Annotated in this window: 22 protein-coding genes and 1 pseudogene; 15 read left to right on the top strand and 8 right to left on the bottom strand. The window is 67.7% G+C overall.

What is annotated here, in order from left to right; all coding sequences use genetic code 11:
- Positions 1-7: 7 nt before the first annotated feature.
- Entirely contained in the window at positions 8-1,270 is a 1,263-nt protein-coding gene (locus tag VPH46_RS06420) for a NupC/NupG family nucleoside CNT transporter (protein ID WP_239434911.1), read from the bottom strand.
- Positions 1,267-1,401, bottom strand: coding sequence for a hypothetical protein (locus VPH46_RS06415; RefSeq protein ID WP_272695210.1), 135 nt, complete (start codon positions 1,399-1,401; stop codon positions 1,267-1,269). The genes VPH46_RS06420 and VPH46_RS06415 overlap by 4 nt, the downstream gene beginning before the upstream one ends.
- A gap of 53 nt (positions 1,402-1,454) precedes the next feature.
- Here VPH46_RS06415 and VPH46_RS06410 point away from each other — a divergent pair.
- From VPH46_RS06410 to VPH46_RS06375, 8 genes and pseudogenes are all read left to right on the top strand, one after another.
- A pseudogene (locus tag VPH46_RS06410) lies at positions 1,455-2,112 on the top strand (queuosine precursor transporter).
- Positions 2,109-2,414: an alkylphosphonate utilization protein gene (locus tag VPH46_RS06405; RefSeq protein WP_416609787.1), complete on the top strand. Its 306-nt coding sequence runs from the start codon at positions 2,109-2,111 to the stop codon at positions 2,412-2,414. Before VPH46_RS06410 ends, VPH46_RS06405 begins: the two are co-directional and overlap by 4 nt.
- 200 nt (positions 2,415-2,614) lie before the next feature.
- Positions 2,615-3,514, top strand: coding sequence for an acetylglutamate kinase (argB, locus tag VPH46_RS06400; RefSeq protein ID WP_125961656.1), 900 nt, complete (start codon positions 2,615-2,617; stop codon positions 3,512-3,514).
- 91 nt (positions 3,515-3,605) lie between these two features.
- Positions 3,606-3,908, top strand: a complete 303-nt coding sequence (locus tag VPH46_RS06395) for a YggT family protein (protein WP_125961655.1) — start codon at positions 3,606-3,608, stop codon at positions 3,906-3,908.
- On the top strand, positions 3,908-4,219 hold the full coding sequence (locus VPH46_RS06390; RefSeq protein ID WP_416609784.1) for a DUF167 domain-containing protein: 312 nt from the start codon (positions 3,908-3,910) through the stop codon (positions 4,217-4,219). The genes VPH46_RS06395 and VPH46_RS06390 overlap by 1 nt, the downstream gene beginning before the upstream one ends.
- Entirely contained in the window at positions 4,216-5,091 is an 876-nt protein-coding gene (gene folD / locus VPH46_RS06385; protein WP_416609782.1) for a bifunctional methylenetetrahydrofolate dehydrogenase/methenyltetrahydrofolate cyclohydrolase FolD, read from the top strand. The genes VPH46_RS06390 and folD overlap by 4 nt, the downstream gene beginning before the upstream one ends.
- 18 nt (positions 5,092-5,109) lie before the next feature.
- Positions 5,110-5,730 (top strand): MarC family protein, encoded by a 621-nt coding sequence (locus tag VPH46_RS06380; protein ID WP_125961652.1) that lies wholly within the window; start codon positions 5,110-5,112, stop codon positions 5,728-5,730.
- A gap of 230 nt (positions 5,731-5,960) precedes the next feature.
- A complete protein-coding gene (locus VPH46_RS06375; protein ID WP_416609780.1) occupies positions 5,961-8,870 on the top strand; it encodes a TonB-dependent receptor domain-containing protein in 2,910 nt (969 codons plus the stop codon).
- A gap of 76 nt (positions 8,871-8,946) precedes the next feature.
- Here VPH46_RS06375 and clpB read toward each other — a convergent pair whose 3' ends face one another.
- Positions 8,947-11,526, bottom strand: a complete 2,580-nt coding sequence (gene clpB, locus VPH46_RS06370) for an ATP-dependent chaperone ClpB (RefSeq protein WP_416609778.1) — start codon at positions 11,524-11,526, stop codon at positions 8,947-8,949.
- 65 nt (positions 11,527-11,591) lie between these two features.
- Between clpB and VPH46_RS06365 the strand changes: the two genes are divergently transcribed.
- The 4 genes from VPH46_RS06365 to VPH46_RS06350 all read left to right on the top strand — a co-directional run bounded on the left by VPH46_RS06365 (position 11,592) and on the right by VPH46_RS06350 (position 16,120).
- Positions 11,592-11,903 carry a hypothetical protein gene (locus VPH46_RS06365; protein ID WP_239434920.1) on the top strand — a complete coding sequence of 104 codons (312 nt, stop codon included), beginning with the start codon at positions 11,592-11,594 and terminating at the stop codon, positions 11,901-11,903.
- Positions 11,904-12,537: 634 nt separating this feature from the next.
- The gene (locus VPH46_RS06360; protein WP_165890080.1) at positions 12,538-12,789 is read left to right on the top strand and encodes a TonB family protein; all 252 of its coding nucleotides are present in this window, start codon (positions 12,538-12,540) and stop codon (positions 12,787-12,789) included.
- Positions 12,790-12,923: 134 nt separating this feature from the next.
- Positions 12,924-15,806: a M16 family metallopeptidase gene (locus VPH46_RS06355; protein ID WP_416609775.1), complete on the top strand. Its 2,883-nt coding sequence runs from the start codon at positions 12,924-12,926 to the stop codon at positions 15,804-15,806.
- An 11-nt stretch (positions 15,807-15,817) separates the two neighbouring features.
- Entirely contained in the window at positions 15,818-16,120 is a 303-nt protein-coding gene (locus VPH46_RS06350; RefSeq protein ID WP_125961647.1) for a hypothetical protein, read from the top strand.
- Between the two features lie 79 nt (positions 16,121-16,199).
- On the opposite strand, the gene VPH46_RS06345 is transcribed toward VPH46_RS06350, so the two are convergent.
- Positions 16,200-16,508 (bottom strand): hypothetical protein, encoded by a 309-nt coding sequence (locus tag VPH46_RS06345; protein ID WP_416609773.1) that lies wholly within the window; start codon positions 16,506-16,508, stop codon positions 16,200-16,202.
- Positions 16,509-16,855: 347 nt separating this feature from the next.
- Here VPH46_RS06345 and VPH46_RS06340 point away from each other — a divergent pair, with 347 nt between their 5' ends.
- Positions 16,856-17,431: an outer membrane protein gene (locus tag VPH46_RS06340; protein ID WP_132884353.1), complete on the top strand. Its 576-nt coding sequence runs from the start codon at positions 16,856-16,858 to the stop codon at positions 17,429-17,431.
- Between the two features lie 131 nt (positions 17,432-17,562).
- Positions 17,563-18,234 carry a fumarylacetoacetate hydrolase family protein gene (locus tag VPH46_RS06335; RefSeq protein WP_416609771.1) on the top strand — a complete coding sequence of 224 codons (672 nt, stop codon included), beginning with the start codon at positions 17,563-17,565 and terminating at the stop codon, positions 18,232-18,234.
- A 66-nt stretch (positions 18,235-18,300) separates the two neighbouring features.
- Here the strand turns inward: VPH46_RS06335 and VPH46_RS06330 are convergent, their stop codons facing one another.
- Positions 18,301-21,147 (bottom strand): TonB-dependent receptor, encoded by a 2,847-nt coding sequence (locus tag VPH46_RS06330; protein WP_416609769.1) that lies wholly within the window; start codon positions 21,145-21,147, stop codon positions 18,301-18,303.
- An 801-nt stretch (positions 21,148-21,948) separates the two neighbouring features.
- Here VPH46_RS06330 and VPH46_RS06325 point away from each other — a divergent pair.
- Positions 21,949-24,018 carry a WecB/TagA/CpsF family glycosyltransferase gene (locus VPH46_RS06325; protein WP_416609767.1) on the top strand — a complete coding sequence of 690 codons (2,070 nt, stop codon included), beginning with the start codon at positions 21,949-21,951 and terminating at the stop codon, positions 24,016-24,018.
- Positions 24,019-24,623: 605 nt separating this feature from the next.
- On the opposite strand, the gene VPH46_RS06320 is transcribed toward VPH46_RS06325, so the two are convergent.
- The 3 genes from VPH46_RS06320 to VPH46_RS06310 are packed head-to-tail and all read right to left on the bottom strand — an operon-like array spanning position 24,624 to position 25,684.
- The gene (locus VPH46_RS06320) at positions 24,624-25,184 is read right to left on the bottom strand and encodes a hypothetical protein (RefSeq protein ID WP_416609765.1); all 561 of its coding nucleotides are present in this window, start codon (positions 25,182-25,184) and stop codon (positions 24,624-24,626) included.
- A gap of 11 nt (positions 25,185-25,195) precedes the next feature.
- Positions 25,196-25,507: an antitoxin Xre/MbcA/ParS toxin-binding domain-containing protein gene (locus VPH46_RS06315; protein ID WP_416609763.1), complete on the bottom strand. Its 312-nt coding sequence runs from the start codon at positions 25,505-25,507 to the stop codon at positions 25,196-25,198.
- 3 nt (positions 25,508-25,510) lie between these two features.
- Entirely contained in the window at positions 25,511-25,684 is a 174-nt protein-coding gene (locus VPH46_RS06310) for a hypothetical protein (protein ID WP_164521337.1), read from the bottom strand.
- Positions 25,685-25,745: the final 61 nt, after the last annotated feature.

The following is a 25,745-nucleotide window of genomic DNA, read 5'->3' as shown; positions in this document are numbered from 1 at the left end:
CCCGGGTTCAGGACAGCAGCAGCCCGGCGAGCGCCGCCGACATCAGGTTGGCTAGGCTTCCGGCCACCAGCGCGCGTACGCCGAGCTTTGCGATCATCGGGCGCTGATTGGGCGCCAGGCTGCCGGTCGCGGCCATCTGGATCGCGATGGAGCTGAAGTTCGCGAAGCCGCACAGCGCGAAGGTGACGATGGCGACGGTGCGCGGCGACAGCTGGTCGCGCAGGTTGCCGAGCTCGATGAACGAAACGAACTCGTTCAGCACGACCTTGCTGCCGAACAGGCCGCCGGCGATGCCCGCCTCGTGCCAGGGAATGTTGAGCAGGAACATCACCGGCTGGAACACGGTGCCGATGATCATCTGGAAGCTGAGCTCCGGATGGCCGAACCACCCGCCCACCGCACCCAGAAGGCCGTTGGCGAGCGCCACCAGCGCGACGAAGGCGAGCACCATGGCCCCGACGGCGACGGCGATCTTCACGCCGATCTGCGCGCCCGTGGCCGCCGCCATGATCAGGTTGGCGGCCTTTTCCTCTTCGAGATTGACCTCCGCCGCGCGGATCGCAGCTTCCTCGTCCGCCTGCGCGTCCGCATCCTTTGCGGCGATCGGCGCGTCCGGCATGATGATCTTGGCCATCAGCAGCCCGCCAGGTGCTGCCATGAAGGAGGCGGCGAGCAGGAAGGGAAGCGACTGCGGGCCGAGGAAGGCGGCATAGGCCGCGAGGATCGTGCCGGCGACGCCCGCCATGCCCACCGACATGACGGCAAACAGCTGCGAGGGCGTGAGGGTGGCGAGATAGGGGCGGATCACCAGCGGCGCTTCGCTCTGGCCGACGAAGATGTTGGCCGCGGCGCACAGCGACTCGACCTTGGAAACGCCGGTCACCTTTTCGATGCCGCCGCCGACCCAGCGGACGACGAACTGCATCACCCCCAGGTGGTAGAGGATCGAGACCAGCGCCGCGAAGAAGATGATGACCGGCAGGGCCGAAATCGCGAAGCTGTGGCCGCCCATCTCCGGCCGCGCGAGCGGGCCGAACACGAAGTCGGTGCCCGCCTGTGCATAGCCGAGCAGCGCCGAGACGCCGGCGGCGGCGGCCTGGATCAGGCGGCGGCCGAACGGCACGTAGAGCACCAGCACGGCGATGCCGACCTGCAGTGCGAAGGCGGCGCCGACGACGCGCAGCCGGATGGCCCGGCGGTTCGTCGAGATTGCGAAGGCGATCGCAAGGATCACGACGATACCGGCCACGCCGATAAGAAAACGGTTCATTCCTGGTTCCGGCCCCGTGCCCGCTCGGCAGGCGTAGTGATGGTCACGTCGAGCTTCTGGCGCAGAAGCGCGGCGGGACTATGGCCAAGCGGCGCCCGCGGCAACAGTCCTTTCGTCGTGGGACGTTCCATTTCAGGCGGTTGCGCGCATTGACCGACACGGGAAAGCGTCTAGCGTCGCGCGGATGACTCCCCATCCTTCCACCGCGGTGCCGCGGTCGTTGTTCGTGTTCTCCATCTTCTACGGCGGCATGGTCTGCATCGCAGGCGTGCTCGGCAACAAGCAGGTCGCCGTCGGGCCGCTCGCCGTCGAAGCGGGCATCTTCGCCTTCCTGTTGCTCGTGACCGTCTCCAGCGCCGTCGCGGAACTGCACGGCCGTGCCATGGCCAACCGCCTGGTGCAGTTCGGCTTCGTGCCGCTGATCTTCTCGATCCTGCTGTTGCTCGCCGTGCTGACGGTGCCGGCCGCACCCGACATGGAGCCGGAGCGGCTCGCAGCATTCGAGTTGATGATGCGCGCGACCCCGCGCATCTGGGGGGGCGGGCATCGTCGCTTATGGCGTGTCGCAGACGTTGAACGTCACCATCTTTGCCGCGATGCGCCGCGGCGTGGGCAAGTTCCTGTGGCTGCGGGCGGGAACGGCCAGCGCCCTGTCGCAGATCGTCGACACGCTGATTTTCATCACCATCGCCTTCTACGGCGCGTTCCCGATCGGCCAGCTGATCGTCGGCCAGATGATCGCCAAGGTGGTGCTCTCGATCGTGCTGGTCCCGCCGCTCATCTACTTCTTCGTCGCGCTCGGCCGCTGGCTGGACGGCACTCGCGCGGAGCAGACGGCATGAGCGACGACTATATCTATGACGAGGCGACCGGCGAGTGGATCAGCCCGTCCGACGCCGCCGCTGCCCCGGCGGAATCGCCGGACGGCGGCGTCGAGGTGCGGGATGCTGCGGGCAACCTGCTCGCCGACGGCGACAGCGTGACGCTGGTCAAGGACCTGAAGGTCAAGGGCGCGAACCAGACGCTGAAGCGGGGCACCGTGATCAAGGCGATCCGCCTGACCGGCGACGCGCAGGAGATCGACTGCCGCTACGAAGGCATCAAGGGGCTGGTCTTGCGCGCGGAGTTCGTGCGGAAGCGGTGAGGCTCGCGCCGTTGGGCATCTCTTGAGTACCCCGGCGGAGGCCGGGGCCCAGTTGGGATGGCGTCGGCGAGGGCGCGCCAACTCTCCGGAGCCTCCGCAACTGGGCCCCGGCCTTCGCCGGGGTACGCGTGTGGGCCGGGCGCGGTAGCCGTCCCTCAAAAACTTTGGCTCTCCGCGCGCTTGGCGCTACAGGCGCGCGCATGACCGACCATTCCCCCGATCCCGCGATGCTCGCCAAGGCGGAGACGCTGACCGAAGCGCTGCCCTATCTCCAGCGCTACGCCGGCATGACCTTTGTCGTGAAATACGGCGGCCACGCGATGGGCGATCCCGAGCTGCAGCGCGACTTCGCCGAGGACGTGGTGCTGCTGAAGGCAGTCGGCATCAACCCGGTGGTGGTACACGGCGGCGGGCCGCAGATCGGCGCGATGCTCAAGCGCCTGGGCGTCGAAAGCCGCTTCGTCGACGGGCTGCGCGTGACCGATGCGGCCACGGCCGAGGTCGCGGAAATGGTCCTGGCAGGCAAGATCAACAAGGAAATCGTGTCCTGGATCGCTGCCGCCGGCGGGCGCGCGGTCGGTATCTCGGGCAAGGACGCCGGCCTCGTGCGCGCCGAAAAGGTGCAGCGGACCGAGCCCGACCGCAATTCGGGCATTGAGCGCCACGTCGATCTGGGCTTCGTCGGCGAGCCGGTGGCGGTCGACCCGACGCTGCTCAACAGCCTGGCGCGCGACGGCTTCATTCCCGTCGTGGCGCCGGTGGCGCTGGGCGCGGACGGCCACACCTATAACGTCAACGCCGACACCATGGCGGGTGCGATCGCGGGTGCGCTGGGGGCCGCCCGCTTCTTCCTGCTGACCGACGTCCCGGGGGTGATGGACAAGTCGGGCGAGTTGCTGACCGACCTTCAGCCCAAGGACATCGCCGCCTTGAAGGAAGACGGCACGATCCGCGGCGGCATGATCCCCAAGGTCGAGACCTGCGTCGCCGCCGTCGGCGCCGGCGTGGACGCGGCGGTGATCCTGGACGGCCGCATCCCGCACGGGCTGCTGCTGGAGATCTTCACCCGCCAGGGCGCAGGTACGCTGGTCCGCGCCTGATGCGCACCGCTTCCGCATCCGGGCAGCGGGCGCTTGTCCGCTGCCGTCCGGGTAGGGTATCGCTGCCCAAGACCGTTTCGGAGCCGCACCGTTGAACGTCCTGATCCAAATCATCGACTACCTGCTCAACGTCCTGTGGTGGGTGATCTTCGTCCAGTTCGTGTTGTCGATCCTGATCGCCTTCAACGTCATCAACACGCACAGCGACTTCGTGCGCAGCGTGTGGCGGGCGCTGAACGTCATTACCGAGCCGATCTATCGTCCGTTCCGCCGGATCCTGCCGGACCTGGGCGCGATTGACCTCGCGCCGATGGCGGTGCTCGTGACCATGGGCATCCTGCAGACGATCGTGCTGCCGGCGCTCTACCGGGCGACGCTGCCCTACGCGATCTGATGCGGGGCGGGGCGGCCTGGTCGCCCTACCAACACGGCATCCGCATCGCCGTCCGGGTGACCCCGCGTTCCTCGCGTGAAGCGTTCGGGGGCAGCGATGCCGGGCATTTCGCCGCCCGCCTGACCGCACCTCCGGTCGAGGGGGCGGCCAATGCCGCCCTGGTGCAGCTCGTCGCGCGCAGCTTCGGCGTGCCCAGGCGCGCGGTGACGCTGGTCGCCGGCGACACGGCGCGGGTGAAGCGGTTGCTGGTGGAAGGCGACACCGCAGCGCTGGAACAGACGGCCGCGACGCTCTATGCGACCAAGGCATGAGCGCTGACATCATCGACGGAAAGGCCTTCGCGGCCAAGTTGCGGGGCCGGGTAGGCGAGGCCGCAGGAGCATTTGCCGAGGCCGCCGGCCGCCCCGCGGGGCTTGCGGTGGTGCTGGTGGGTGAGGATCCGGCCTCTGCGGTCTACGTCCGCTCCAAGGGCAAGGCGACGGTCGCCGCCGGCATGGCGAGCTTCGAGCACCGCCTGCCGGCCGACACCGACCAGGCGACGCTGGAGGCGCTGGTCGACCAGCTCAACGCCGATCCTGCCGTCGACGGGATCCTGGTACAGCTGCCGCTTCCGCGCCACCTGGATGCCGACGCAGTGCTGCTGCGCATCGACCCGGACAAGGACGTGGACGGCTTCCATCCGGTCAACGCCGGTCGGCTCGCCTCCGGACTGCCGGGGTTCGTGCCGTGCACGCCGCTCGGCTGCCTGATGCTGCTGCGCGACCGGCTGGGCGACCTGTCGGGGCTGGAAGCCGTGGTGATCGGCCGTTCCAACATCGTCGGCAAGCCGATGGCGGCCCTGCTGACCGCCGACAGCGCCACCGTCACGCTGGCGCATTCGCGCACCCGGGACTTGCCGGGCCATGTCGGGCGCGCCGACATCGTCGTGGCGGCGGTGGGACGGCCGAACTTCGTGCGCGGCGAGTGGCTGAAGCCCGGCGCGACCGTGATCGACGTCGGCATCAACCGCGTCGAGGGCGGCCTGGTCGGCGATGTCGACTTCGCCTCCGCAGTCGAGGTGGCCGGGGCGATCACACCTGTGCCAGGCGGGGTGGGCCCGATGACCATCGCCGTCCTGTTGCGCAACACGCTGGTGGCGGCGCACCGCCGCGCGGGCGTGCCGCTCGACGAAACCACGCTCTAAGATCGCGAAGGTCCGGCCGTGCTCGAGCTGTTCATCTCCGCCCTGATCACCTTCTTCGTGGTGATCGATCCCCCCGGCTGCGCCCCAATCTATGCAGGGCTGACGGCGGGGGCGAGCGGGGTCCAGCGTCGCAGCATGGCGATCCGCGCGGTGCTGACCGCGGCTGCGATCCTGCTGGTGTTCGCGCTGTTCGGCCGCGGGCTGCTCCATGCGCTGGGCATCAGCCTCGACAGCTTCCGCATCGCCGGGGGCATCATGCTATTCCTGATCGCGCTGGAAATGGTGTTCGAAAAGCGCACCCAGCGCCGTGAGGACCGCGCCGCCAAGATCATCGAGACGCATGAGGTGGAAGACGTCTCGATCTTCCCCATGGCGATGCCGATGATCGCAGGGCCGGGCTCGATCGCCAGCGTGATGCTGCTGATGGGGCAGACCGACGGCACCTCCGCCAAGCTGGTCGTGCTCGCCGCCCTGGCCAGCAACCTCCTGCTGATGCTCGTCGCGCTGCTCGCCGCCGCCCCGCTGATGCGCCTGCTGGGCGCCAAGATCGAAGCGGTGATCACCCGCGTGCTGGGCGTGCTGCTGGCAGCACTCGCCTCGCAGTTCGTGATCGACGGCCTGCGGGCGAGCTTCTTGTAAGGTGAGGGGGCTTCGCGTCCGCCAAGCCTCATCCGGACAGTAAACGCACCGGTAAGGTGCATTTGTTGCGGGACGGCTACACCCGCGAAAGAAAAGTACGCGGCTCGCCGCCCTGTCCTTTACAAATCTTAGCCCTGGGTCGCATTGCTGCTCCACCGGCTTCCGTGCCGGGGGGAAGCGATCCGCTGCGTAGCGGGCGAAAAAGGGACAGTATCTTGATCAAATCCTCGATGTTGCGTGGAACCACCGCGCTGACCGCGCTCGTGCTGGTTGGCATGGGCGTTTCCGCGCCGGCGTTCGCCCAGACGGCGGACGAGCAGGCGACCGCCACCGCAGATCAGGCGCAAACGCCTGGGGCTCGCGAGGCCGCGACCGACACCGACACGACCGGTCAGGAGATCGTCGTCACCGGGTCGATGTTCCGCCAGGCCGTCACCCCGTCGCCCGTCACCGTCGTCTCGACCGAGAACCTCGAGCAGCGCGGCATCCAGACCGTCCAGGAAGGCATCCAGCGGCTGGCGGCCAACAACGGCCCGGCGCTCACCAACTCGTTCAGCGCGAACGGTGCGTTCGCAGGCGGCGCTTCCGCCGTGTCGCTGCGCGGCCTTTCCAGCAGCTCGACTCTGGTGCTGTTCGACGGCCTGCGTGCGGCCTATTTCCCGCTCGCCGATGACGCGACCCGCAACTTCGTCGACCTGAACACCATCCCGGACGACATCGTCGAGCGCGTCGAAGTGCTGCGCGACGGCGCATCGTCGAGCTACGGCGCCGACGCGATCGCAGGCGTGGTGAACATCATCACCAAGCGCAGCTTCCGGGGCGTCGCAGCCCGCGCCGAGGCCGGCATCTCCGAGGACGGCATCGCGCCGACCCAGCGCCTGTCGCTGACCGCCGGTACTGGCGACCTCGATAACGACGGCTACAACGCGTACATCAGCGGCTTCTACTACCGCGCGGGCGAGGTCTATAACCGCGACCTGCCCTATCCGTTCAACTCCTCCGACCAGACCGGCATCGGCGGCCCGAACGACACGATCAATCCGGACACCTGGGGCGTCACCAACGCCGGTTCGAACCTGTACATTCGTCCGGTCGGGTCGACCCAGTATTCGCTGCTCTCGGGCGGTTGCGCCAATGGTAACGCCGTGTCGACCGGTGCGCCGGCAACCGGCGTGGTGCCCGGCACCATCTGCAGCCAGGACAACATCAACCAGTATGGCGTGGTCGCGCCGAAGGTTGAGCGCTTCGGCGGTTCGGCCAAGTTCACCGCGATGGTCGGCGACAGCTCCGAAGCCTACGCGCAGTTCAACTTCCAGCAGACCACCAGCAGCTATGACGGCACGCCCTCGCAGATCTATGCGAACGCTCCCGCCGGCATCTACTTCCAGCCGTTCTCGACCCGCTCGAGCGCTGCGTCCTATGCACCGGGCTCGGGTCCGCTGACGCTGCCGGGGACCAACCCGTACAATCCGTTGGGCGTGGACGCTGAGCTGGTCGGTTGGCTGCCCAACTCCATCGAGCGTGACGAGACCCGCAGCCGCGTCTATCGCGCCGCTGCCGGTATTCACGGCACCGTGTTCGGTGACTGGGACTATCGCGTCGACCTGACCGCGATGCACACGGACCTGCGTCGTCGCCAGAACGGCTACGTCTACATCCAGCACCTGCTCGATGTGATCGCGGACGGATCGTACAACTTCATCAATCCGTCGGCGAACAGCCAGAGCGTCACCGACTATCTGATGCCGGAGAACATCACCGACGCCTCGTCGGACCTCTACCAGGCACAGTTCTCGGTCAACAAGGCCGTGACCCAGCTGCCGGGCGGCGACCTGGAAGTCGGCTTCGGCGGCTCGATCTACTATGAGGCCGTGGACGCGCCGAGCGCGAACTCGGACATCAACGGTCCGACCGAGCGCTATTTCCGCCTCAACGCCTTCGGCACCGAGGGCAACCGCACCGTCACCTCGGCCTTCGGCGAAATCAACGCGCCGGTGCTGGATCAGCTGACCCTCAACGCCTCGGGTCGCTTCGACCACTATTCGACCGGCCAGAGCAACTTCTCGCCCAAGCTCGGCGCGAAGTTCACGCCGATCGAGCAGCTGACGGTGCGTGGTACCTGGTCGCGCGGCTACCGCATCCCGAGCTTTGCGGAAGCAAACGCACTGCCGACCACCGGCTATGTGACCAACTCGCCGAACCTGTTCACCGACGCGTTCCTGGCGCAGTATTCGACTCCGGGTGCGGTGTGCTCGAAGGACACCTTCAGCAGCTGCCCGACCTACATCCGTTCGGGCAGCTATGGTTCGACGACGCTCGCGTCGCCGGATCTGAAGCCGGAGAAGTCGCGCAGCTTCACGGCCGGCGTGGTGTTCGAGCCGTTCCACAACGTCGCGTTCACGGTCGACTATTTCAACATCAAGAAGACCAACGCGATCACGTCGCTCACCGCCGGTGACGCGCTGCAGGCATATTACGCCGGGCAGCCGGTGGACCCGGCCTTCACGATCACTCCGGATGCTCCGGACGCGGCCTTCCCGAACGCCACGCCGCGCGTGCTCTACGTCGCGTCGGCGCTGGTCAACGCCAACACGATCAAGTCGGAAGGCATCGACTTCGGCATCAACAGCCGCGTGCAGTTCGGTGACGTGACCTGGGTGAGCAACCTGGATGCGACGCTGCAGCTGGAGCTGAGCACCACCTTCCCGGATGGTCGCAAGGAAAGCTATGTCGACACGCTCGGCAACTACAACCTGACGGCCGGTTCGGGCACGTTCCGCTGGCGCGGCAACTGGCAGAACACCCTGCTGGTGGGTCCGTACTCGCTGACCGCGACGGCGAACTACACCTCGGGCTATGACCTGTCGGCAGAGGACCAGGGTGGCGAAGCAGGCGACTGCAGCCTGGCACCGAGCCCGAACTACACGGGCTGCCGCGTGAAGAGCTACTTCACGCTGGACCTGAACGGCACCGTCAAGGTCAGCGACAACATGACCTTCTACGTGAACGTGCTGAACGTGTTCGATCGTCTGCCCGACGTCGATCCGGTCACCTACGGCGCGTGGCTGTACAACCCGGTCCAGGCCGGCGAGAACATCTACGGCCGCCGCTTCCTGGCGGGTGCGCGCGTCAACTTCTAAGTCGACGGACGCTGAAAAAAGAAGGGGCGGCTCCGAAGGGAGCCGCCCCTTTTCGTTTGGGCAGAAGCGCCGCCCCTCAGTCGACCGTCAGCCGCAGCGCGCCTTCGCCTTCGTCGACGGTCACGGTCGAGCCATCGCGAACCTCGCCCTTCAGGATCAGGTCGGCGAGCGGGTCCTGCAAGTAGCGCTGGACGGCGCGCTTCAGCGGGCGTGCGCCGTAGACGGGGTCGTATCCGACCCGGCCCAGCCAGTCGCGGGCGGCGTCCGTCAGGTGGATCGTGATCTTGCGATCCGCCAGCAGCTTCGCCACGCGGCCGACCTGGATGTCGACGATCGGCGCCATGTGGGCGCTGCCCAGCCGGTGGAACAGGATGATCTCGTCGAGCCGGTTGAGGAATTCCGGGCGGAAGTGCGCGCGGACCACGTCCATCACCTGCGGCTCGACATCCTCGACCGACTGGCCCTCGGCGAGGTTGGTGAGGTACTGGCTGCCCAGGTTCGACGTCAGGATGATGATCGTGTTCGAGAAGTCGACCGTGCGGCCCTGACCGTCGGTCAGGCGCCCGTCGTCCAGCACCTGGAGGAGCACGTTGAACACGTCGCCGTGTGCCTTCTCGACCTCGTCGAACAGCACGACCTGATACGGCCGGCGTCGCACCGCCTCGGTCAGCACGCCACCTTCCTCATAGCCGACATAGCCCGGAGGGGCGCCGATCAGCCGCGCGACCGCGTGCTTCTCCATGAACTCGCTCATGTCGATGCGCACCATCGCGTTGGGATCGTCGAACAGGAATTCGGCGAGCGCCTTGGTCAGCTCGGTCTTGCCGACGCCCGTCGGCCCCAGGAACAGGAACGAGCCGAGCGGACGGTTCGGATCCTGTAGCCCCGCACGGCTGCGGCGGACGGCGGTGGAGACCGCGCGCACCGCTTCCGACTGGCCGATCACGCGCTTGCCGAGCTGCTCCTCCATGTGGAGCAGCTTTTCGCGCTGGCCTTCCTGCATGCGGTCGACCGGAATGCCGGTCCAGCGGCTGACCACCGCGGCGATATCGTCGGCGGTGACCTCCTCGCGCAGCATGGCGCCCTTGGTCTGGCTCTGCGCTTCCTCCAGCTGGCGGGTGAGCGCGGGAATGCGGCCGTAGGAGAGCTCGCCGGCGCGGGCGAGGTCGCCCTGGCGCTGCGCCTGCTCCAGCTCGACGCGGGCGGCGTCCAGCTGTTCCTTCAGCTTCGCCTCGGCCCCGATCTTGTCCTTTTCGCCCTGCCAGCGGGTGGTGAGCTCGGCCGACTGCTGCTCGAGGTTGGCGAGTTCCTCCTCCAGGTTCGCCAGCCGGTCTTGCGAGGCGGCGTCGCTCTCCCGCCGCAGCGCCTCCCGCTCGATCTTGAGCTGGATGATGCGGCGGTCGAGGGTCTCGATCTCCTCGGGCTTGGACTCCACCTCCATGCGGATGCGCGAGGCGGCCTCGTCCATCAGGTCGATCGCCTTGTCGGGCAGGAAGCGGTCGGTGATGTAGCGGTTCGACAGGGTCGCCGCGGACACCAGCGCGCCGTCGGTGATGCGCACGCCGTGGTGCAGCTCATACTTCTCCTTCAGGCCGCGCAGGATCGAGATGGTGTCCTCGACCGTCGGCTCGCCCACGAACACGGGCTGGAAGCGCCGCTGGAGCGCGGGGTCCTTTTCGACGTACTTGCGATACTCGTCGAGCGTGGTCGCGCCGATGCAGTGGAGCTCGCCGCGGGCGAGCGCAGGCTTCAGCAGGTTGCCGGCGTCCATCGCGCCTTCCGACTTGCCCGCGCCGATCAGCGTGTGCATCTCGTCGATGAAGAGGATGATCTGCCCCTCGGCGCCCTTCACCTCGTCGAGCACGCCCTTCAGCCGCTCCTCGAACTCGCCGCGATACTTCGCGCCGGCGATCAGGCTGCCCATGTCGAGCGCCATCAGCGTGCGGTCCTTGAGCGTGTCGGGCACGTCGCCGTTGGCGATGCGCAGCGCCAGGCCCTCGGCGATCGCGGTCTTGCCGACGCCGGGCTCGCCGATCAGGACGGGATTGTTCTTGGTGCGGCGGGCGAGGATCTGGATCGTGCGGCGGATTTCCTCGTCGCGACCGATCACCGGATCGAGCTTGCCGGCATGCGCCGCCTCGGTGAGGTCGCGCGCGAACTTCTTCAGCGCATCATAGCGGTCCTCGGCGGTCGCGGTGTCGGCGGTGCGGCCGCCGCGCAGCTCGTTGATCGCAGTGTTGAGCGCTTCGGCGCGCACCCCTGCGGCGGCAAGCGCCTTGCCCGCGGCAGTGTTGGGGGAAAGCGCAAGGGCGAGCAGCAGCCGCTCGACGGTGACATAGCTGTCGCCGGCTTTCTCGGCGACCTGCTCGGCCTGGTCGAGCACGCGCACCGCATCGTTGTCGAGCCCGGGCGTCTGCTGCGCGCCGCTGCCCGACACGGCGGGGATCTTCGCCAGTGCCGCGTCCGTGTCCGCCACGGCCCGCCGCGGGTCGCCCCCGGCGCGCTCGATCAGCCCGGCGGCCATGCCCTGGTCGTCCTCGAGCAGCGCCTTCAGCAGATGCTCGGGCGCGATGCGCTGGTGGTTGAGCCGGATGGCGACGGTTTGCGCCGCCTGGAGAAAGCCCTTCGCGCGGTCCGTGAATTTCTCTAGGTTCATGACAAATCCCTGTTATCTTCGGGAACCAAGGTGGTGTTGCTTTTATGCAACACAAGAGGTGCGTGATGCTGACACTCGCGTTGTTGACCCTGGCTGCCGTTCAGGATGCGCCACCGCCGCCGTCGGTCAATCTGGTTGTGCCTGCCGGCCCCTGCAAGCCCACCATCGACGGCGTCGCCGTCACGCTCGATGGCCTGCGCGCGACGACGGCACGCTGGGCCGCCACCAAGCAGGAAGTGCGGTTCGAGCCGGACGCGAAGGCCGCCGAGACCTGCATGCAGGACGTGCTCAAGATCCTCGCCGCGGCTGGGGCAGGGGAGCGGTTCCCGATCGCATTCGTGGACAACGAAGCCTTCACCGGCGTCGAGGGCGGCTGACGCCCGGCGCTCACGGGCGATCGCGGGGCGAAGACGGACCCGTTTCGATGCTTGCGGCTGCTGAGGCGGCCGCTACTCTGATGCGGTGAAGTACGCCGCTGCTTCCCGTCAGCCTCCTGGCGCACCCCTGTGGATGCGGACGGCGGGGTTTGGCTCGGCGATCTTGCTGCATCTCTTGGCGTTTCTGCTGCTGTTGTGGCTGTGGGCACCGGTTCCGCCGACTGCGGGCCCCGAACAGCGCAGGCTGACGCTCTGGGAGCTTCCGCCTCCGCCTCCACCGCCGCAACCTCTTCCGCAGCCCATCGAGCAGCGCGTGCCTCAGCCGCAGGCGCCGCCGGCGCAGGAGATTGCCGGCGGCAGCCGGGGAGGGAGCCCTCCTGCTTCCTTACCCGCACCGAAGGCTGTCGAGCCCCCGCCATTGCCCCTGGTGCCCGTGCGCCCCGCGGCCCCTCCGCCCATCGGGGCACCGTCGACCGGGAACGGCGGTTCGGCGGGCGATGCCAACGGGTCTGGGGCCGGCGCCTCGGGCACCGGGAGCGGGAGCGGGAATGGCACGGGCGCCGGCAGTGGGCGCGGCGGGGCGGAACCTGCGATCACGGTAGCGCGCTGGGTCAGGCGCCCGGGCTTCCAGGAGTTGAACCCGTCGATCCCTTCAGAGGTCCGCAAGCGCGGCATCTCGGGCACGGCCTATCTGGTCTGCCGGGTCCAGAGGAACAAACACCTGCGCAACTGCTCGGTGCTCAAGGAGACGCCGGCAGGAAGCGGCTTCGGCGCGGCGGCGCTGGCGGCGTCGCCCAAGTTCCGGATCTATCCGCCGGAGGTGGACGGCAAGCCGTCCGATCTGGCGTGGGTGATCGTGCCGATCGAATATCATTTCCAGAAGTAAGGCTCGGAACAACGCGCTTTTCGAAGTGCCGGGCTGCGACGACGCGATCATTTCGTACGACGAGCCGCAGTTTTCGTTGTCAGCCAGTTCGCGAGCCCATAGGCTCGCGCTTTCCGCTCCGACCGCGAGGTTTCATGTTCCGCTCCTTCGCCTATGCCCTAGCCGCTTCCACTGCACTCGCCAGCGGCTCCGTCGCCTGGGCCGCGCCCCTTTCGGCGCAGACGGCACCGGCGCCCACGGCGCAGCTGCCGGCCGCACCGCTCGCGGAGCTCATTCGTCCGGTCGACATTCCCCATGAGAAGTTCACGCTGCCCAACGGCCTGACCGTGATCGTCCATACCGACCGCAAGGCGCCGATCGTCGCGGTCTCCACCTGGTACGACGTCGGCTCCAAGCACGAGCCCAAGGGCAAGACCGGCTTCGCCCATCTGTTCGAGCACCTGATGTTCAACGGATCGGAGAATGCACCCGGCGATTTCTTCGCGCCGCTGCGCGAGGTGGGGGCGACCGACTTCAACGGCACGACCTCGTTCGACCGCACCAATTATTTCGAGACGGTGCCCCGGGCGGCGCTCGACCGCGCGCTGTTCCTGGAAAGCGATCGCATGGGCTATCTGCTCGGCGCGATCACCCAGGGCGTGCTCGACGAGCAGCGCGGCGTCGTCCAGAACGAGAAGCGTCAGGGCGACAACCAGCCCTATGGCCTGGTCAAGTACAAGATGACCGAGGGCCTGTTCCCTGCAGGCAGCCCGTACCACCACTCCGTGATCGGCTCGATGGCGGATCTGGATGCGGCGAGCCTGGAGGATGTGAAGACCTGGTTCCGCAGCCACTATGGCCCGAACAACGCGGTGCTCGTGCTCGCCGGGGACATCACCGCGGCAGAGGCGCGGCCGCTGGTGCAGAAGTATTTCGGCAGCATCCCCAAGGGACCGGACTCGCCGCGGCCCAACATCACCGTGCCGACGCTCTCTGCGCCGAAGGTCGAGACGATGCGCGACCGCGTCGCCACCACCCGCGTCATGCGCATGTGGGCGGTGCCGGGCATGGACAGCGCCGATGCGACCGCGCTGGACGTGGCGGCAGGGGCGCTCGGCGGGCTGGGTAGCTCGCGGCTCGACAATGTGCTGGTACGGCAGGAGAAGCTGGCGGTCTCGGTTTCCGCCTCCAACCAGACGCTCGCGCAGGCGGGCATGTTCGTGATCAGCATGGACGTGCGCCCGGGCGTGGATGCGAAGCTTGCCGCACAGCGGCTGGACCAGGTCGTGGCCGACTTCCTGCGCACCGGCCCGACGGCGGAGGAGGTGCAGCGCGTCGCCACCGTCACCGTCTCCGGCACCGTCGCGGGCCTGGAGGCGGTCGGCGGCTTCGGCGGCAAGGCGGTCGCGCTTGCAGAAGGCGAACTCTATCTGCGCGATCCCGACTATTACAAGAAGCAGCTCCAGCGGCTCGCCGCGACGACCCCGGCGAGCGCCAAGGCGGCGGCGACCAAGTGGCTGTCGCGGCCGGTTTATGCGCTGACGGTGGAGCCGGGCGCGCGCGACGCCTATGAGGAGACGCAGGCGGCGCCCAAGGTGCCCGCCGGCAACGCCGCGCCCACGCCCGCGTCGGCGGAAGGTCCGGCAAAGGGCACCCGCGGGGCGATGCCGGCGGTCGGCCAGGTGCAGGACCTGAGCTTTCCCGCGATCCAGCGGAGCCGTCTCTCCAACGGCATCGAACTCGTCTACGCGCAGCGCACGGCCGTGCCGGTGACGCAGATCGCGATCAGCTTCGACGCGGGTGCGGCCGCGGATCCGGCGGGCAAGCTCGGCACCCAGGCGCTGACGCTGGCGGTGATGGACGAAGGGACCACCACCCGCAATTCGGTAGCGCTGGCAGAGGAGCAGGAACGCCTCGGCACCCGCATCTTCTCCTCGAGCTCGCCGGACCTGACCTATATCGGCCTGGGCGGGCCGAGCGCGAACCTTGCCAGCAGCGTGACCCTGCTCGCCGACGTCGTGCGCAACCCTGCCTTCGCTCCGGCGGAAGTGGACCGGCTGAAGGCGACGCAGCTCGCCCGCATCGCACAGGAGATGACGAGCCCGGGTGGCCTGGCGAGCCGCGCGATGCCGCCGCTGCTCTATGGCAAGGACTCGCCCTATGCGAAGCTCGCCGCCGGCAGCGGGGACCCGGCAGCGGTTCAGGCGCTGACCCGCGACGATCTCGCCGCCTTCCACCGCGCCTGGCTGCGCCCGGACAAGGCGAAGGTCTTCGTCACGAGCGATCGGCCGCTCGCCGAGGTGCAGGCTGCGCTCGAGAAGGGCTTCGGCGACTGGCGTGCAAGCGGGCAGGCGGGGGTCAAGAACTTCGCCTCCGCGCCCGTGCAGGCCACCCCCAGGATCCTGCTGATCGACCGGCCGGACTCGCCCCAGTCGTTGATCTATGGCGCGCAGCTGACGGCGGAGAAGGGAACCGACGACCTGCTCGCGCTGAACACCGCGAACGATGCGCTCGGCGGCAACTTCCTGTCGCGGATCAACATGGACCTGCGCGAGGAGAAGCACTGGTCCTACGGCGCCCACGGCTCGGTGAACCAGCTGCCCAACGCGGTGAGCTATGTGATCTCGGCGCCGGTCCAGGCCGATCGCACCGGGGACTCGATCGCGGCCCTGCAAAAGGACGTGCGCGAGTTCCTGACCACCAACGGCATGACCCAGCAGGAGTTCGACCGGACGATCACTGGCGAGACGCGCGAGCTGACCGGCCGGTTCGAGACGTCGGACGCGGTGCTGAATGCGATGATCTCGAACGACCTGCTCAAGCGGCCCGACGATTATTACGCGACCATCACCGACAAGTACCGCGGCTTCACCCTGCCGCAGCTCAATGCAGCCGCCCGCAAGGCGCTGCGCCCGGACCGCTTCGTCTACGTCGTGGTCGGTGACGCCAAGGTCGTCCGGCCCCAGCTTGACAGCCTGGGGCTGCCGGTCGAGGTGGTTGCAGCACAGCCCGCAGCAAGCGCGCAGGGCAGCAAGTAGGAGAGCGTAGCATGGCAGATATCGACGGCAGCTGGGATACGGTGACCAAGACGCCGCTGGGCGAGCAGCAGGCGACGCTGACCATCCGGCAGGAAGGCAGCGGCTTCACCGGCACCTATTCCGGCGCGATGGGCTCGGTCGACATCGAGAACGGCCAGGTCGAGGGCGACACGCTGCGCTGGAAGGTGTCGGTGACCGTGCCGATGCCGCTGACGCTCGACTGCACCGCGCGGATCGAGGGCGACACCATCACGGGTGACGTCGGCGCCGGTGCATTCGGCAGCTTCCCGATGACGGGAACGCGCGTCGCCTGACGGCGCAGCCGTACGCGCATACGAAAAAGGGCCCGCTTGCCAGTTCGGCAGGCGGGCCCTTTTTCATGGATGCGGGATCCTATTCGACGATCACGACCGGGATGCGCCGGATCGGACGGCCTTCCTCGGCCATTTCCTTGCGGAAATCATGTTTGGCGTCGGCGATCTCACGCCGATACTCGGCCCAGGCATCCTCCCGGTCCGCTTCGTCATCCGCGCGCGCCAGGTCCTTGCGGAGCTCACGCTTCGCTTCGCTGATGTCGGTCTTGTAGTCGAGGTAATGGGAATTCGCGTCCGAGTAGATCGGCGCCCGGCTCCGGTCCCCGGCGAGGGCGGGGGCGGCGAGCACGGTTCCGGCGGCGGCAAGGGCCAGCATGGTCTTGTACATGATACGCTCTCCTGATGGCACCTGCCGCAAACCGGCGTTGCCGAGCGGGAGTTCCGCTGTTGCCGCCAGCGGTGCCGTGGCTGCGCCGAGCCGAAGCTATCGGGCTTTACAAATGCAAAAGGCGTGATTGCCACATCTCGGCCACGTTTCGGCGGCTCCCCTGCCGCAGTTGGCGCGCTTTGTTCACCCCCGCGTCAGGAACTGTTGCCGAAAGGCCACTGGTTCCAACTGAGTGGCGCCGCGAAACGATCGCGGTGCAACATTCCTGATGCTGGCCGGTTAACGGAGCCTCGGATAGCCGGCGCACCAACGACACCGGATCCAAACGAGTAACAGAGGTACAGAGTATGCGTAAGTTCACGCTTGCGGCCGCCGCCGCCGCCGCCTTCGTCGCCATGCCGGCTTATGCGCAGGACGAGGCCCCCGACGGCTCGCGCGCGTTCGGCATCGATCCGTATGTCGCCGTGCTGGGTGGCTGGGAGCAGTTCGACAACGAGCCGAACGAAGCGGGCATCCCGGCCGCGACCCGCGGCCGTCTCGACGGCAGCCTGGTCCAGGGCATCGTCGGCTTCAACGTGCCGCTCGGCCCCGTGTTCGTGGGCGCCGAAGGCAATGTCGCCAAGGGCATCTCGGGCGACATCGACTGGGAGTATGGCGTTGCTGGCCGCGCGGGCGTTCGCGCTGGTGAGAGCGGCCTGATCTACGGCAAGGTCGGCTACCAGTGGGTGAACTTCGCAGCGTTCGGCAAGGACAGCCCTGACTATCACGCCATGACCTACGGCCTCGGCTTCGAAGTCGGCCCGAAGGACATCGGTCTCGGCGGCATCACCGACAACGCTGGCGTCCGCCTCCGCGCGGAAGTCACCACCTTCGGTGACGCCCAGAGCCTCCGCCCGATGGCGGGTCTGGTCGCGCACTTCTAAGCGCGATCGTGTAACTGCGTACCGGAAGGGGCGGGGTTCGGGATACCGGACCCCGCCCTTTCTGCGTCCGGAGGATGCGAACGCCGGCCGTCCCCTGGTCGGCCGGGCGCCGGGGAGCTATCCTGCGCCCCATGAAGCTTCCCACCGTCCACACGCCAAGCCTTGCCATTCACGACAGCAGCGCCCGTTTCCCCGTGCGGCGGATCTATTGCGTCGGCCAGAACTATGCCGAGCATGCCCGTGAAATGGGCAATGATCCCGATCGGCAGGAGCCCTTTTTCTTTTCGAAGCCGGCCGATGCGGTCGTCCCGACCGGCACGGTTATCCCGTTCCCCACGCGGACGCAGGACCTTCACCACGAGGTGGAACTGGTGATCGCGCTGGGTGCAGGAGGATGCGACATCCCGGTGGAAGAGGCCGAGCAACGGATCTTCGGCTGCGCGGTGGGCGTCGACCTCACCCGTCGCGACCTTCAGGCGGTAGCCAAGAAGGCGGGACGTCCGTGGGACATGGCCAAGGGCTTCGACCGGTCCGCGCCGATTGGTGCCCTTGTTCCGGGGCCGGTGCCGCGGGACGGTGCGATCGCGCTCGCGGTGAATGGCAGCCCGCGGCAGTCGGGCAGGCTTTCCGACATGATCTGGGCGCCCGCCGAGATCGTCGCGATCCTCTCCACCTATGTCGAACTGGCGCCCGGCGACCTGATCTTCACGGGCACGCCCTCCGGCGTCGCACGCCTCAATCGCGGAGATGCCGTCGAGGCCGTCGTCGAGGGGCTGCCGCCGCTCACCTTCGAACTGGTATGAAGGTCCCGCGGGAGCAGACACCCTGCTCCCGCGGGACGGGCGAGCCCGAACGCTCGCCCGCGTAGCTCAGAACCGGAAGCGAAGGCCCAGAGAGTAGACGCGCTCCAGGTAGAGAACCTGGCGGGTGTAGGTGTCGCCCGCATCGTTGAACTCGCGCGTCCGCTTGATCGGATTGCCCAGCAGATTCACGATGTCGAAGGCGAGGGTGACACTGGGGATCGGCGTGACGGTGGTCGAGAAATCGAGCTGGCCGCGACCTTCCTCGATCACCGGGCGGGTGCGTGGGGTGCCATTGGCACCCACGTCCAGTGCCTCGACGCTGTAGTAGCTCACGAAGTCCGACCGGTAGTTATAGGCGAGGCGCGCCGAGAAGTTGGGCTTCTCGTAGAGGCCCACCAGGTTGCCAGCCCACTTGGACACGCCGGTGAACCGCTGCTGCTCGCCCAGCACATTGGGTGAGCTTGCGAGACCGCTGGCGAGATCGCCCTTCGAGTCGATGTAGGTGCCGTTTGCCTGAATGCCGAAGCCCTTCATCCACTCCGGGATACCGTCGATGTCGAGGAAGCTGGTGAACGAGACCTCGGCCCCGCGGAAGCGGGTGTCGCCCGTGTTTTCCGGCAGGTCGAGCCGCGACGGGCCATAGCCGATGTCGACCGGCGAAATCGCGACGCGGGAGATGAAGCCCTGCGCGTCGCGCTGGAACAGCGCGCCCGTGAGCGAGCCCGAGCGAGAGAAATACCACTCGAGGCTGATGTCGTAATTGTCGGAAGTGAGCGGCTTCAGATTGGGGTTGCCGCCGGTGATGGTGCGCAGGTTGCTGTTCGGGGCGCACTGCGGCAGCGACGGGTCCTCCGTGCACTCGGGCGGGATCGTGGGGGGCGGGCCGACGGTGAGGGTCGGATTGAGGTCGAAGAAGTTCGGCCGCGTCCGGGTCTGGTTGTAGGCCAGACGCAGTTGAAGCTCTTCGTTGAAGCGCACGCGCGCGCTCACATTGGGGAGGTAATCGGTATAGTCGTTCTTGGCCGTCGTCGGAACGAATGTCGGCGTCGTGGCACCGCCGGTTTCGTCGCGGATGAAGCCGCTGATCCGCGTCTTAGTCTTGATCGCGCGCAGGCCGAGGAGACCATCGACGGTCATCGAGCCGCCCAGGTCGAACCCGTATTTGATCTGCGCATAGCCGGCGAGCGCCTTTTCGTTGGCGCGGAAATTCTCGGTCGGGTTGAACTCCGGCGGGCCGGCGGGGGCCTCGAAGAAGCTTCGCAGTTCGGCGATATTGTCCCTAAGACTCTTTGCCGACACCCCGGCGAACCTGCGGATCGGGAACGTGTCGTTATAGGTGAACGCCGGCTGCGTGGGTTCGACCGTCACGGGCAGGCTGGAGATCGGGATGCGCAGGTCCAGCACGTTGGTGCCGCCGATCGTGTTCACATACGGTGCGCCGCGGTCCCGCGTCGCATCGCGATCGTTGTAGCGCACGCCGAACTGGACGCGCTGCAGGAAGCCGCCGTCGAATTCATACTGCACGTCCCCGCGCGTCTGGATGTCCTTTCCGCTGACTTCCAGGCGCTCCTGGAACAGGCCGCGCGCGATGAAGTTCGCGGGGTCGGTCACGTCGAAGTCGACGAACTCGAAGCTGGGGCCGCCATCCTGGCCCGGCGACTCGAAGACGACGTTGCGCGCCGGGGAGCTTGCAAAGGCATAGTCCAGGTTGATCAGGTTGAACGTGTATTTGCTGTCCGTGTAGGCCACGTCGCCGGAGATCTGGAGGCCGCCGCGACGCCAGATCGCACCGCCGCCGACCTGGAACGTGTCGGTATGGCCCTGGGCAGAGGTGTAGTAGCCGTCCGGGGCATTGGCACCCACGACGGTCGCGCTCTGGGCGATGTTGCCATTGCCTTCCCGGGTGGTGAGATTGTTCAGCTGGAAGCCGGCGCCGCCGAAGATCGGCACGAACATCCACTGATTGGAGTCCTTGCTGCGGAAACCCTGGTAGAGGCCGTCCGCATAAATCTCCAACTCCGGCGTCGGCTTCCACTGGAATGCTGCGTTGGCCGATGGGCGGAAGCGGTCGCCATTGCTGGTGAACCGGCCCTGCGCATCGGGATAGCGGATGCCGGCACCCGCCGCAGGGGCGTTTGCGGCAGTGGTCGTGCCGATGACGAGCGACTGTTCCCGCGTCGCATCCAGATAGTTCAGTCCGACATAAGACGCGTTGACCAGCAACCCGATCTCACCCGCGCCGGTTTCCCAGCGATTGCTGACGAGCAGGTTCCCGTTCCAGGTAAGCTCGCTGGACTGTTCCCAGTTCACCCCGTTCAATGAGCCCGAGACCTCGAGCCCCTTGAAGTCGAACGGCTTGCGGCCGCGGACGTTCACCTGGCCGCCGATGCCGCCCTCGATCCGGTCGGCGGTGCCGTTCTTGTAGACTTCCAAGGCGGCGACGGTGCCCGCCGGAAAGTCCTGGATCGCCACGAAGCGCCCTTCGGCGGTGAAGATCTCGCGATCGTTGTAGGTGGTGGAGAGGTCGGGCAGGCCGCGAACCTGAACCCCCGCCGCCTCGCCAGCGCCACGCGTCACCTGCACGCCCGGAACCCGCGCCAGCGCTGCCGAGGCGAAGGTGTCGGGAAGCTTGCCGATGTCCTCCGCGACGATGGCATCGACGATCCCGTCCGCATTGCGCTTGATCGCGGCGGCGCTTTCCAGGCTCCGGCGCACGCCGGTCACCACAATGGCGTCGCCGGCGGCTTCATCCGGCTGCGTTGGCGTCGTGACCGGCACCGGATCGGGCGTCGATTGCCCGGTGGTCGCCTGGCCCGCCGCGGGTGCCTGCACGTCCTGGCCCCATGCCGCTGGTGCGCTCGTCAGCAGTGCGAGCACGGAAGTGGTGACGCAAAGACGCCTTCCCTTGATCATACATCCTCCCCAGGATTGTCATTATGGCGGCTTTGGCCGCTCGCTTAATGTCGGACAATAGGACGCCAACACTTGCGGATTTGCAAGTATCCAAGACCGTGTCGCTACAGGAAAACTTGGCTGTTGCTATTCTGACACAGCTTCACTGACGTCAGGGCATCGTACGAGTCCAGGCTGCGTTCAAGTGAGGTTCTTTTGATTGTCTCTGACATCAACGTTCAGTCCGTTTGAAACGGATAAACAAGCATCCAACTTGAACCCAAGTCCGCTGGCCTGAAGGTATGAGGTAGCTAAACTCTCCCCATAGTCCGTTGGCCGCGAGGGGGGCGAGGGAGGTGCTGCACCATGCTTGTAGGTCTTTCCCGGTTCCGCAGGAATATGCACAGCGATCATCGCATCGTCGCATTGAACTTGTCGCGCGGTTACCACGGGGTGAGAGGATCTTGTTCCGTGTCTTCCAAGGTTCCAAGCGTGGGGAGAACTCGGCCGGGCGTGGCGGCATAGCGTCGGCTTCGATTGCACCACCCGCTTCATGGTGCCGTCCTACGGAAGCTGCGATGGGCGCTGCGTTCGGGCGAGTAGGTGTGCGGCGGGGTGCTGCCCCCACTCCGCCGCACACCGCGTCGGTGGCAAGCGGCGGACATCGCAGCCCGGATGATCCAGGGCGGCCGGGCCGTGGCCGCTAACTTGCCGCCGCCGCTGCGGGGAAGGGCCCGAAGCTTCGGCCGCAGGGGTTTGGCCGTCGCGCCCGACTCGGCCCGGGAGGATGCCGCCGATCTCAGGGACGAACCTCCGGTCGACGTGGATCGTGTCCGCGCGCGCCCGACGCCGCCGCAGCTTTCCGCCTTGGCTGATCGTCCAGCCGCCGCGAGCCATATGTCACGGGGGGAGGGGGGCACCGGCACCCTCGGGGTGACGGAGGAGGAAAGCGTCGGCTGGGAACCGCCGCACGGCCGGGATCTGCGCACAGCGCTCCGGCAGGCCGTGTCCGACGAGCCATTCTGCCCTGCGCTCCTCCACGGGCTGCGCGTCGTGCATGTCGTCCGGCAGTTCGCGCCCGGCGTCGGCGGGATGGAGGATTATGTCCGGCAGCTGGCGCTCCAGCAGCGCGCGGCCGGCATGGGGGTGCGGATCGTGACCCTGGACCGCATCTTCGATCAACCGCAGCAGGCGCGGCTTCCGGCACGGGAGTGGATCGACCGGCTGGAGGTGCAGCGGCTGCCCTGGTGGGGGTCCAAGCGCTACCCGATCGCTCTCGGCGTGCTCCGTGCGCTCAAGGATGCCGATCTGGTGCATGTTCACGGGGTCGACTTTTTTTGCGATTTCCTGGCCGTCACGCGCGGGCTGCACCGCAAGCGGCTGGTGCTGTCGACACATGGCGGTTTCTTTCACACGCCCTTCGCGGCGCGGGCCAAGCGGCTGTTCTTCCATCACGTCACGCGGCGCAGCCTACGGGGATTCGCCGCCATCATCCCCTCCAGCGTCAGCGACGAGGCGCAGTTCCGGAGGATCCGGGCGGAGGGATCGGAGACCGTGGAGAACGGCGTCGACCTCGACAAGTTCGACGGCTGCGCCGATCCGGCTGCGCGCACCATGATCTATTTCGGCCGGCTCGCGCCCAACAAGGGACTGGACCAGCTGATCGGCTGGTTCGCGGAGGTGCATCGCCAGGACGCATCCTGGCGCCTGATCCTGGCCGGCCGACCCATGGGGGTGGAGCCCGACGCGCTTGCCGAGCAGGCCCGGCAGTCCGGGATGGCGGAGGCGGTGGAGATCCACCCCTGGCCCAGCGATGCCGAGTTGCGGGGGTTGATCGGGCGCAGCAGCGTCTATGTCTGCGCTTCGGCCTATGAGGGGTTCGGGATCGCGGCGGTGGAGGCGATGGCAGCCGGGCTCTATCCGGTGCTGAGCGATATCCCGGCCTTCCGGCGGACCCTCGCGCGGGCGGATTATGGCACCCGGACCTGCTTCGCTCCCGATCCCGCCAGCGTGGCGCGGACGCTCGCCGAAGTAGACGCGGGGCTTTGGGCGGCACCGGATGCGGACGAGCGGCGACGCCGGCTGGCTTCCTTCGGCTGGACGGGCGCGGCGGATGCGATCGGCGGCATCTACCTGCGTGCGCTGGGGCGAAGCCGCCGGCGCATCGGGCAGGTCTCGGTGACTGTGTCCTGCCGGCGTGAGTTTTTGCGCCGGATCGACCGGTGCCTTTCCAGCCCCGCGCGGCGTCCGCTGTTTGTCGCGTTCTGCAACGCCCACACGGCCAACACCGCGCAGCGCGACCCGGCCTTTGCCGCCGCGCTCGCCCAGGCGCTGGTGGTCAACGACGGGATCGGCGTCGACCTGGCAAGCTCGGTGCTGTTCGGAAGACCGTTCCAGGAAAACCTGGCCGGCACCGACCTGGTGGACCAGGTGTTGGAGCGGGCGGCAGGGAGCCTGCGCATCTTCCTGGTGGGCAGTGCGCCCGGCGTCGCGGACCAGGCCGCCCGAGCCCTGCGCGAACGCGCGCCCCGGCACCGTGTGGTCGGCACCGCCCACGGCTTCTTCACCGATGCCGAGACGCCCGAGCTCATCGCCCGAATTCGAGCAAGCACCCCCGATCTGGTGCTGGTGGGGATGGGGCATCCGCGCCAGGAAATCTGGTGCGCCGCCCATCATCGCGAACTGGGGGCGATCACGATGGCGGTGGGTGCCTATCTCGACTTCCTCGCCGGAGAGGTTCGTCGCGCGCCCTACTGGGTGCGGAGGGCCCGGTGTGAATGGATTTTCCGGCTCGTTCAGGAGCCGCGCCGGCTGGCGCGCCGCTACCTGATCGGAAATCTCCGGTTCCTCGGGCGGCTGTTGCTGCAATGGTATCGCGGCGCCCGCATCTGACGGACCGGGTAAGCCGTGCCGGAGGTGCCGCGCTTGCGAACCGTAGCGGATCGAAGGGTTCAGGTTTCGAAAGCGCGGGGCGCCTGACCCAGCGCTACCGTGATCGCAGGTTCCGCCCCGCCACGTGGACTGCTGGCGCCCGTACCGTCCCGCTCCGGCTCCCAGTTCCCGATGCGCCGACCGCAAAACCACTCGTCCCGCCTGTCGAACCGCCGGTTCCGGTCGACGGTGCCCGATCGACGCCGGGCCGCGGGGGCGCGAGCAGATGGGAGCGTTGCGCAGGGCGGCGAGAAGCGCGACACCCGGCACCCGGCACCCGGCACCCGGCACCCGGCACCCGGCACCCGGCACCCGGCACCCACGACCCAGGGGCAACTCTGCTCCACCAGAGCGCGCTTCATCTCGCGGCGAAGCAGTCGGCGTTCGTGACCAAACAGCCAGCGGTGGCGTCGAAACCGGCGCGACAGCGCGGCGAGTGGCGCGGTGTTCCGGCGGCGGAGGCACGATGCGACGAGCGACTTCGAAGGGAAGGCCGGTGCGATCTTCCGGACAAGGACCCTCCGCATCTGGGCGTCCGCTGCCGCGTGGCGCCTTGCAGCCGGTGCTCAACGCGGCCGGACCGCGTTCTCCGGGCCGGACCTCACGAGGCGGGTGGCGATGGACAGGTAGAAATCGCAGACGTCGGCGACATCGTCGGCGGTGATGATCAGGCATTCCCCGACCGGAAACTGCTTGAGCGGCCCGCTACGATCGGGTGCATCGGCCCAGCCCACCGTGAGCCAGGGAGAACCTGCCACGTCCCCGCGCGTCACCCTCCCGCTGCAATAGAAAAGGCAGTCGCGGGCCCGCCCCAGCGCGCGCAGCCGCGCATGCTCGCCGCCCGGCTGCGCCGCGCCGGTCAGGAGCGCGCGCAGCTTGTTCGCGGTGTTGCGCTCCGCAGGGGAGGTTCGCTGCCCGGCTGCGATTGCCACCTCATCCACCAGCACGTTCAGGAAACGGTCGAGCTCGCGAAGTCCGTTGCCGATCACCTTGGCGCGGTAGCGCCCGAGGATCGGTGTCCGGGCCTGCAGAGGCTCGGCATAGAGGCCCGCCGCAAGGAAGCGGGCGCCCTGTCTGAGCGTGGCTTCTGCCCGGGCAAGTGGCGCGTGCGTCAGGGGAGTGGTCAACATTCGGCTGGTCAGCCGCCCGTAGCACGCCCGGCGATCGCCTGCTCGACCGCGGCAAGGCCCGTGTCGCTTCCGACCGCGAGATCGAGCGGGCGGCCGTCCAGCACCGGATCATGGGTGTTGAGAAAGGCAATGGCCTCGTCACGGCCACCGAGCATGCGGAACGCCATCAGGGTCACTCGACCCTGGCGGTCGGCCTCTTCCGCCGACAACCGCGGCGCCTTGTAGCGGCTCACGAACTGGCGGCGTTTCGGCCGTTGGAGCGAGTCCGTTGGCTCCTCGGCCTTTGGCGTTGCGACATCCGTGCTGGAAATGTCGGTCATCGTTCACTGCGCCTCGATGATCGGCGAGGTCGCGCCGAGGTGAACCCGCAGCGCATCGATGCGAACGGCATATTCGTTTGCCAGACGCCGATGGGCGAAGCGTGCCTCGCACCCTTCCGCCTCTTGCGCCCGCATCAGGGAAACTTGGTGGCGTGCCAGCAGGTAATTGAGATCCATGGCAGTCTCCGGCTTGTAAGCGGGAGCGCATGCGTCTCTCAGTCGAGGGCGCCTACGAAGC

The organism is Sphingomonas sp. MJ1 (PH-R8), assembly GCF_048058635.1.
In the GTDB taxonomy this organism is placed as follows: domain Bacteria; phylum Pseudomonadota; class Alphaproteobacteria; order Sphingomonadales; family Sphingomonadaceae; genus Sphingomonas.
Note: the sequence above shows the minus strand (reverse complement) of the source record. Positions and strands in the feature narration are given on the sequence as shown.